We start from the raw sequence: 7,919 nt of genomic DNA on the forward strand, positions 1-7,919 counted from the left end.
GATCGAAACGCCGGGACAAGGCCCGCGGCGGGGAAGTGGCCGGCATGTCCGGAGACGGGAAGGGCGCGGAGACCGAAGTCGCCGCGCCCTCCTGCTTTCCGGCGAAGGCCGGAAGGGATCAGAACTTGTAGCCGACCGAAAGGATCACCTGGCGCGGCGGAATGTACGTGTCCATCACCTGGGCGCTGCCATAGGGGTCGGAGAACCGCGAGTTGATGCCGTTCCTGTCGAACAGGTTGATCACCCGCAGGGTCACGTTGGTATTGGTGCCCTCCGGCTCGTATTTCAGCATGGCATTGACCTGGGTGTAGGAAGGCGTGAGGTCCACGTCACCTTCGTTGAACAGGCGGTACTGGTACTTGCCCCGGTAGATCAGCTGGGCGCGGGCGGTCAGCTCGCCCGGGCCGACCTTGCCGTTCCAGGTCGCCGCCACATTGCCCTGCCAGCGCGGCAGCTTGGGAATGCGGTTGCCCTTGATGTCCTCGCGCGCGGCGTCGCGCGCCAGGGTGGCGGCGTAGAAGTTGGTCCAGAACAGGTAGTCGGGATAGCCCGCCGCATTCTGGGCGTTCGCGGCATTGGTTGGATCGAGCGCAAGGTAGTGCGACGTGAACTCGCCTTCCAGCCACGACAGCGACGCGTCGAAGCGCAGGCCCTCGGTGGGGATGTAGGAGCCTTCGAGTTCCAGGCCGTAGACCCGCGCCTTGGGGGCGTTGCTGATGCCTTCGCCGTAGAGGATCGGGTCTTCCTCCAGGAACTGCATGTTCTTGTAATTATACAGGAAGGCAGAGCCGTTGAGCTGGAGCGTATCGCCCAGGAAGCGGTTCTTGGTGCCGATTTCGAAGGAATCGACGGTCTCCTGCTTGTAGGTCGGCAGGATCGAGTAACTGCCTCCGGTGGAGGCCGCAGAGTTGATGCCGCCCGGCTTGAAGCCGCGCGTCCAGCTTGCATAGACCATGTTGCTGGGCGTGATCTGGTAGTCGAGCGCGACTTTGCCGGTCCAGGCGTCGCCCTTGCGGCCGCCGGTCGAGCTGGGCTGGAGATAGGCGCCCGAGGTCTGGCCGGACGTGCCGCCGGACATCGAATCGTATGTGCCGGTGGCCTTGTCGTGGTTGTAGCGCACGCCGGCCGTCAGCTTGAGCTGGCTGGTGAGGTTGTAGGTGCCCTGCGCGAAGACGGCATAGAGGTCGCGCTTGATCGTCGACAGCTCGGCATAGGTCAGGTTGGCGACGAGCGGGTCGTTCCAGGCGGTGTCGGTGGGCAGGGCTTCCTGCAGGAAGTTGTCGTCGTCGCTGCGGTATTCGTTGACGTACTGGTCGTTCGACGAATGGAGATAGACGCCGCCGAGCACCCAGCTGAACGGGCCGGTGCCGTTGGAGGTCAGGTTGATCTCCTGGCTCCAGCTCTTGGTATCCGATTCCCAGAGCGGCACATGGTCGTAAGCGACGCCGGTGAAGCTGACCGGGTTGTAGGTCTGGGCATAGAACAGGGCCGTGTCGAGCCCGTCCGCATCCCAGGCCTGCTCGGAGTGGAGCTTCTGGTAGCCGGTGATCGACTTGATCGTGGCGAAGGGCGTCTCCCACTTGACGACGCCGGTGTAGAGCTGGGTCTTGACCACCGAGCGGCCGGGATAGTCCTGCGTCAGTTCGCGCGGATCCGGGTTCGGATCCAGGATGTTCTTCTGCGCAGGGCCGTTGGTGTTGCTGGTGAACTGGACGGTGTTCAGCACGATCGAGAAGTTGGAGGCCGGCTGCCACTTGGCGCCGAGGCGCCAGCCGGTTTCGTCCTGATCGTCGAGGTCGTACTTGCGGGTGCCCGGCACTTCGGTGGCATGGGCATAGCCGTCGTGCTTGGTGAACTGGAAGGCGCCGCGCACCGCCAGGCTATCGGAAAGCGGCACGTTCAGCGCGGCCGAGCCTTCCATGTAGTTGTAGTTGCCGTAGCCGGCGTTCACATTGCCGCTGACGGCGTCCGTGCTCGGCTCGATCGAGACGACATTGATGGTGCCGCCGGTCGAACCCTGACCGAACAGCGTGCCTTGCGGCCCGCGCAGCACTTCCACCTGGGCCACGTCGATGAAGGCGGCGCTCGCGGCGATCGAGTTGAAGATATAGACGCCGTCGATGTGGTAGGACACGCCCGGCTGGGTGTTGGTGTTCTCCGGCGTTTCCGAACCCACGCCGCGAATGGTGATGATGCGCTCTCCGCCGCCGCTCTTGGCGACGACCAGGCCCGGCACGGTGCCGTTGAGCCCGGTGATGTCGTTGATGTTCGCGGCCTTCAGCGTCTCGGCCGTGATCGCGCTGACGGAAAGCGGGGCCTGCTGCAGGCTGACGTCCCGGCGTTCGGCAGTGACGACGATGTCGGTAAGGCCTTCCGCCGGCACGGCGGCTGCCACCGCGGCGGCGGCATCGGCTTCTTCCGCATGGGCGCTGGCCGAGGCGAAGGCCAGGAGGGAGACGCTCGAGGCGAGCGCGTAGGCAAATCGAGACGTGCTTATCATCATGGTAGCTCCCCGAACAAAGTCAGACCGATTCCCGGGTGTGCGGCTCGTTTGTGGTTTTGGCCGCTTGTGGGAAAATCTGTCGCGAGGAGCGGATCGGGTCTTGTGCATTTGCGAATAAGTACTTGATCGGTGACCCCTGCCGCGAAGGGCAGGGCTGATGAAAATCGTCGATATTCGGAAGATTATCGGTGCGGGGCTACGCCATGTGGGGCGGCCTCTATCCTTTTGCACCGCAAAATGCGGGGGCCACGGGGCGCCCGGGTCAAGCCGCAAAGGCCAGGGCGACAACTGCGCCTCCGCGCCCGCCCCGCCGCGGCCTGCGTCGACCGGCCCGATGCTTGTCAACCGAAGCGACTGACAATCTGTGAAATGCGGCCTCAACGGCCTTGCCATCGCCACGAAGGGTGCGGCATGACGGAGGCGTGCTTTCGCAGAAAACCCGCTATGCCATCCGCGCCATGCAGCATCTTGCCGACAACTACGGGCAGGGTCCGATCCAGCTCGCGCAGATCGCGGAAGCACAGAACATTCCCGCCAAGTTCCTCACCACGATCCTGTCCGAACTGAGCCGTTTCGGGATCGTCGATTCCCAGCGCGGCAAGGATGGCGGCTATCGGCTGGCGGTGTCTCCGATCGACATCACTTATGGCGACCTTATCCGCCTGATGCGTGGCTCCCTGGCGCTGGTGCCCTGCGCCAGCCGCTTCGCGCACGAGAAGTGCAAGAACTGTCTGGAAGAGGGCGATTGTCGTACGCGCGCCCTGATGCTGGAAGTGCGCGACCGGACCGCCGAACTGCTGGACGGAGTAAGACTTTCGGATCGCATCGATCCCGTCCCCGCCCAGGTCGACGATCAGGACTGATTGCGGACGCGGCGCATAGCCGGGCGCTTTCTTCGGCCAACTCCCTCATTTTCAATGGCAATCGGCGAACGAAAAGTCAGCCGTGCCCGTTAAGTCCCCCGAAATTGCCATATCCGTCGAAGGGCAATGCCAGACATCGCTTCGGCGTAAATAGTTTTTGCTTGGGCGCGAAAACGACAAACTTTCGGCTAGGTGTATTGTCTACTTATTCAGTTGAGAATAGAGAGGGGCAGCGGCGGGGAAGAGCCGCGCTCAGAGGAAGATACGCAATGTCTCAACCGTTATCGGACAACCAGCGATCGGGACGGCACCTCTCCAGGGATTCCGGGAATGACGATCCCAAGGCGGCACCGCTCGAAGTGGTCGCCGATGCCCTGGACCAGATGCGCTACGGCGTCATCCAACTGACAGTCCACGATGGCAAGCTGGTGCAGCTCGACATCACCGAGCGGCGGCGCTTCGCTTCATAAGCGCGCGCTGCCCCGGCAGTTACCGACCCGGCAATCGCTGACCGGGGAAATCAATTTCCTGCCAACCAGACCGGACCACCGGATGTGAGGCCCTTCGAAAAAACAAGGGGGATCTCATGAGAAAGACCATTCGCGGGCCGCTGCCGGCCCCGCTTCCGCTCGCATGCCTGACGTTCACGCTCGCCCCGCTGATGCTGGCCGCCACGCCCGCGCTGGCCGGCGAGACCGCACCGGGGGCGGCTCCTGCCGTGGCTACCGCGGATGCCGCTGCAGGTTCCGCCGCCGAACAGGAATCACCGACCTCCGTCGGCACCGGCGCGCATGACCGGGGCAACGAAATCTTCGTCACGGCGCGCCGCCGTCAGGAATCCAGCCAGGAAGTGCCGCTGGCGATCTCGGTGGTGGGCGGAGAGCACATCGATTCCACCGGCTCGTTCAACGTCGGCCGCCTCCAGCAGCTGACGCCGACCCTGCAGTTCTATTCCTCCAATCCGCGCAACACCGCCGTGAACATTCGCGGCTTGGGCGTGCCGTTCGGTCTGACCAACGACGGGATCGAGCAGGGCGTCGGCATCTACATCGACGATGTCTACAATTCGCGTGTCGCCTCAGCCACATTCGACTTCCTGGACGTTGCCCAGATCGAGGTGCTGCGCGGGCCGCAGGGCACGCTCTATGGCAAGAACACCACGGCCGGCGCCATCAACATCACCACCAACCAGCCGACCTTCGATTTCGAAGGCAAGGCGGAAGTGTCGATCGGCAATTACAACTTCAAGCAGGCCAAGGCCGCCATTTCCGGCCCGCTGACCGACAAGCTGGCGGCGCGCCTGGCGATATCCTCGACCGACCGGCGCGGCACGATCCGCAACGTCACCACAGACCAGTGGATCCAGAGCCAGGACAACCTCGGCCTGCGCGGCCAGCTTCTCTGGCAGCCCACTGCCGATCTGGCGATCACGCTTGCCGGCGATTACAGCACCCAGGACGCCAATTGCTGCGGCTCCGTCTATGTTCGCACCGGCCTCACGCAGCGTGCGCTGAACCGTCAATATGCCGCACTCGCCGCCGCGCAGGGCTATGTACCGCCCAGCACCAACCCTTTCGACCGGCGCACCGATCTCGACACGCCGCTCCAGGCCAAGAACAAGATCGGCGGCGCTTCGCTGCGCGTGAAGTGGGACCTGGGCGCGGGTCAGCTGACCTCGATCACCGCCTGGCGGTTCTGGGACTGGGATCCTTCGAACGACCGCGACTTCACCGGCCTGCCGATCGTCGCCCTCTCGCAGAACCCCTCGCAGCAGGACCAGTATACGCAGGAGCTGCGCTACAACTACAGCAGCGACAAGATCGACTTCGTGGTCGGCGCCTTCGGCTTCTACCAGCGGATCGATACGCAGGGCACCGAAGCGCAGGGCGCCGCGGCCAGCCGCTGGAGCATCGCGCCATCGAATGCGCTTTCCAACGACCCCTCCGTGCTGAACGGCCTCGTCGCCTACAATACGCAGTATCTCAAGAACACCAGCGCCGCGCTGTTCGGTCAGCTCAGCTGGCATCTCACGCCCGAACTCACCCTGCAGCCGGGCGTACGGCTGAACTACGACAAGAAGGAAGGCTACTACCAGCGCCGCGTGTTCGACGGCCAGGGCAACGAACTGCTGCTGGGCCAGGCGTCCTATACGGCACGCCAGACCGCGCAGCTGGCGATCTACACCCCGCAGGAAATCTCGCCCGAGTTCAGCGACTGGAACTTCAGCTACGATTTCAACGCCAGCTACAAGATCACGCCGGACATCCTGTTCTATGCGACATATGCCAAGAGCTTCAAATCGGGCGGCATCAACCAGAACGGCGTGCCGGTAGACGCGCAGAACAACCCGATCCTGGCCTCCGCCACGGTGAAGCCCGAATCGGTCCACAACTACGAGGCCGGCATCAAGACCCAGTTCTGGGACCGCCGGGCGACCTTCAACCTGTCGATCTTCCGCACCGACATCGGCAATTATCAGGCCAATGTCAGCAACGGCCAGTACGGCGTGCTCCGCGGCTATCTCGCCAATGCCCAGAAGGTACGCTCGCAGGGCGTGGAATGGGACTTTTCGGTCCGTCCGAGCGAGCGCTTCAATGCCTACGTCAACGGCGCCTATACCGACGCCACCTACCGCAAGTTCACGGACGCACCCTGCCCGCCGGAGCTTTCGGGCGGCACCACCGCAACCTCGGCCCAGACCCCCGGCGCGCCCGGCGTTCCCGGCGCGCTCAGCCCGGCCAACTGCAACATCTCCGGCCAGCGCCTGCCCGGCGTGTCGAAGTGGTCGTTCTCGTTCGGCGCAGAGGTCAACAACCCCGCCACCCTGCTCGGCAAGGAGGGTGAGGTCTACTTCGGATATGACGGCAGCTATCGATCGAACTTCTCGTCCAATCCGTCGCCTTCGGCCTATACCTGGGTGGACGGCTATAGCCTTTCCAACTTCCGGCTGGGCTTCCGGGCCGAGAGCGGATTTGACATCTACGGCTGGGTACGCAACGCCTTCGACGAGAACTACTTCGACCAGCTCTTCGTCGGCCCGGGCAACACCGGCCTGATTGCCGGCCTTCCCGGAGATCCGCGCACCTGGGGCATGACCGTTCGGTACAGCTTCTGATCCCCGCAACCCACGGAACAGGGAGGACCACCTCATGTTCGATCTCGGCCTAAGCATAGGGGACCTCGTGCCCTTCATCATCGTCGGATTTGCAGCGCAAGTCATCGACGGTGCCCTGGGCATGGCCTTCGGCGTCATTTCGCAGACGATGCTGGTCAGCGTCCTCGGCATGGCGCCGGCAGCGGCCTCGGCCAGCACCCATCTCGTGGAGATCTTCACGACGGGTGCCTCGGGCGCGAGCCATATTGTCCATCGCAACGTCGACTGGGGCCTGTTCAGGCGACTGGTCCCCTTCGGCGTGGTGGGCGGCATTCTTGGCGCCTACCTGCTCTCCAACATCGATGCCTCGGTCGCCCGGCCCTATATCATGCTCTATCTGACCGGCATTGGCTTCTACCTGCTGATCAAGGCGATCCGCATGTCGAAGCCCCGTTTCGAGGATCCCCGCATGACCCGGCCGCTGGCCGTGGCCGGCGGGTTCCTCGATGCGGCGGGCGGCGGCGGCTGGGGGCCGGTGGTCACTTCCAACCTGTTGGTGCAGGGGGGAGACCCGGTCAAAGTGATCGGCACGGTGAACACGGCCGAATTCCTGCTCGCGCTGACGATCTCGATCTCGTTCATCGCCACGCTCGGTTTCGGCGCCTTCAGCGCGGCGACGGTGGGGATGATCATCGGCGGCGTCGTGGCGGCTCCATTCGGCGCCTATCTCGCCAAGCGCGTACCGCCCCGCGTACTGCTCTTCGCCGTGTCGTTCGTTCTCATCGCAACGAGCCTCTTCAGCATAGCGAAGGCGTGGCACCTGATCCCCGGCCTCTGAAACGGCCCGGATGAAACGGCCCAGACTCGGGGCATGCGGCGCGGATTTTGGGGGCGGGATGGAGGGATCCGCTGCCCGCCCCCAACCGCGCTGAAAAGAGCGGCCGGAATTCCATGACCGCGAAACCCGCAGAGACCCCCGAGTTTTGGAAAATATGTCGTTTTTTTGAAATTAGTGTTTGACCGAATCACGGGGTGCTTTTAGAGGGCCTCTCACCGCAGCGGACCACACGGTTTTGCAGCGGTCGCCAACAGAGACGGACAGCTTGTTCCCCCATCGCAAGAAAGCGGGGAGCGCTAGTTGTCCGGCTTTACTGTTCGGCGGGTCTCGTGAGGGACCGGTTCTTTGACATTGTAGGTTTTAGATGAAGGGACATGTGGGCGACGGCGCCTGCTCCCGGGGCTTCAGGGCTCGGGGTGGCAGTAGATAGTCGTTACCTTTACATGTCCTTACGTAACCATACGTTTAGATATGTGCAGGGTGATGATCCCTGAATTAATTTTACGTCAGGTGGCCGGTCTTTTGGCTGGTCCTGTTGTGAGATTGGACACAAACTTGAGAGTTTGATCCTGGCTCAGAACGAACGCTGGCGGCATGCCTAACACATGCAAGTCGAACGAG

5 protein-coding genes and 1 rRNA gene are annotated in these 7,919 nt (G+C 63.3%); 5 read left to right on the forward strand and 1 reads right to left on the reverse strand.

Annotation, left to right across the window (positions count from 1 at the left end; all coding sequences use genetic code 11):
• Positions 1-118: 118 nt before the first annotated feature.
• Positions 119-2,503, reverse strand: coding sequence for a TonB-dependent receptor (locus tag EDF57_RS15395; protein WP_243841081.1), 2,385 nt, complete (start codon positions 2,501-2,503; stop codon positions 119-121).
• Positions 2,504-2,925: 422 nt separating this feature from the next.
• Between EDF57_RS15395 and EDF57_RS15400 the strand changes: the two genes are divergently transcribed.
• From EDF57_RS15400 to EDF57_RS15420, 5 genes are all read left to right on the forward strand, one after another.
• Positions 2,926-3,366: an Rrf2 family transcriptional regulator gene (locus EDF57_RS15400; RefSeq protein ID WP_132269984.1), complete on the forward strand. Its 441-nt coding sequence runs from the start codon at positions 2,926-2,928 to the stop codon at positions 3,364-3,366.
• Positions 3,367-3,635: 269 nt separating this feature from the next.
• On the forward strand, positions 3,636-3,836 hold the full coding sequence (locus EDF57_RS15405; RefSeq protein ID WP_132269986.1) for a YezD family protein: 201 nt from the start codon (positions 3,636-3,638) through the stop codon (positions 3,834-3,836).
• Between the two features lie 116 nt (positions 3,837-3,952).
• Positions 3,953-6,481, forward strand: a complete 2,529-nt coding sequence (locus EDF57_RS15410; protein WP_243841082.1) for a TonB-dependent receptor — start codon at positions 3,953-3,955, stop codon at positions 6,479-6,481.
• Positions 6,482-6,515: 34 nt separating this feature from the next.
• A complete protein-coding gene (locus EDF57_RS15415) occupies positions 6,516-7,298 on the forward strand; it encodes a sulfite exporter TauE/SafE family protein (protein WP_132269988.1) in 783 nt (260 codons plus the stop codon).
• A gap of 551 nt (positions 7,299-7,849) precedes the next feature.
• Positions 7,850-7,919: ribosomal RNA gene (locus EDF57_RS15420) — 16S ribosomal RNA — on the forward strand; the annotation flags it as partial.

Origin of the sequence: Novosphingobium sp. PhB55 (assembly GCF_004368805.1) — a bacterium.
GTDB lineage: Bacteria > Pseudomonadota > Alphaproteobacteria > Sphingomonadales > Sphingomonadaceae > Novosphingobium.

Coding starts and splice junctions, on each gene's coding strand:
- EDF57_RS15405 (WP_132269986.1), top strand. CDS start 3,636: ATGTCTCAACCGTTATCGGACAACCAGCGATCGGGACGGCACCTCTCC.
- EDF57_RS15395 (WP_243841081.1), bottom strand. CDS start 2,503: ATGATGATAAGCACGTCTCGATTTGCCTACGCGCTCGCCTCGAGCGTC.
- EDF57_RS15410 (WP_243841082.1), top strand. CDS start 3,953: ATGAGAAAGACCATTCGCGGGCCGCTGCCGGCCCCGCTTCCGCTCGCA.
- EDF57_RS15415 (WP_132269988.1), top strand. CDS start 6,516: ATGTTCGATCTCGGCCTAAGCATAGGGGACCTCGTGCCCTTCATCATC.